The following is a 1202-nucleotide window of genomic DNA, read 5'->3' on the forward strand; positions in this document are numbered from 1 at the left end:
GCTAGTGCCTCGTCTTTGAACGTTGATCGTGTAATCCGTTGGTTCTGAGGATGTGTCGGGCAGGCTGTCTCCCATCGTTTCTGGTCTGGGAGGTGGTGGCGTGGGTAGGCGCCCGGAGGTGTTCGTCCGGCAGGTGTCGATGGTCGAGGGTCAACGGTTGCAGCGGATCACCCGGACGGCGAAGGACCCGGTGAAGCTGCGGCGGGCGATCGTGGTGCTGATGTCCGCCCAGGGCCAACCAGCCCCGGATATCGCCCACCTGCTCAAGGCCAGCGAGGACTACGTCCGCGACGTGATCCACGCGTTCAACGATCGGGGGTTCGACGCCCTGGACCCAAAATGGAGCGGGGGCGCACCGAGACGGATCGATGAGCAGACCCGCGACTGGATCTGCGTCATCGCCCGGTGCGACCCCCGTTTCCTCGGCCGACCCTTCTCCTGCTGGTCCCTGACCAAGCTGCGCGACTACCTCATCGCCGCCGGCCACGTCACGACCATCAGCGTCGAGACCGTCCGCCGGATCCTGCACGAACGCGGCGTGACGTGGCAGGCCACCAAGACGTGGAAGGCCAGCACCGACCCCGACTTCACCACGAAGATGCGCCGGATCCTGGACCTCTACGACCACCCACCAGCAGATGGTCGGGTGTTGTGCGTCGACGAGTTCGGGCCGCTGAACCTGCAACCCCGACCCGGACGGGCCTGGCGGCCCGTCGCACACCCGGTGCGACTGCGGGCCACCTACACCCGCGACCAGGGCGTACGACACATGATCGCCGCCCTGGACCTGACCACCGGCAAGCTGCACTACCGCATCCGCGACCGGAAACGATGGCGGGAGTTCCTCAGCTTCCTCAAGACGCTGCGCGCCCGGTGGCCCGATGACCGGCTCTACCTGATCCTGGACAACTTCTCCCCACACAAGCACCCCGAGGTCCGCGCCTGGTGCACCGCCAACCAGGTCGACCTGGTGTTCCTACCGACCTACGCCTCCTGGCTGAACTGGATCGAGGCCGAATTCGCCGCCGTACGCTACTTCGCCCTCAACGGCACCGACCACCGCACCCACGCCGAGCAAGACACCGCCATCGGCGCCTACATCCGCTGGCGCAACCAACACGCCCAACCCAAAACCGGATACGCGATCAACTCCAAGATCCGCCATCCCGATTACCCGTTCAAGGCCGCATGACGAGGCACTA

The 1202-nt window shown here is 65.8% G+C and carries 1 protein-coding gene; it reads left to right on the plus strand.

Annotated elements, in window-relative coordinates; genetic code table 11:
- Positions 1–100 precede the first annotated feature (100 nt).
- Entirely contained in the window at positions 101–1192 is a 1092-nt protein-coding gene (locus ABZ780_RS31755) for an IS630 family transposase (protein WP_357488459.1), read from the plus strand.
- Positions 1193–1202 lie beyond the last annotated feature (10 nt).

Source organism: Micromonospora sp. NPDC047467 (assembly GCF_040643095.1).
Lineage (GTDB): Bacteria > Actinomycetota > Actinomycetes > Mycobacteriales > Micromonosporaceae > Micromonospora.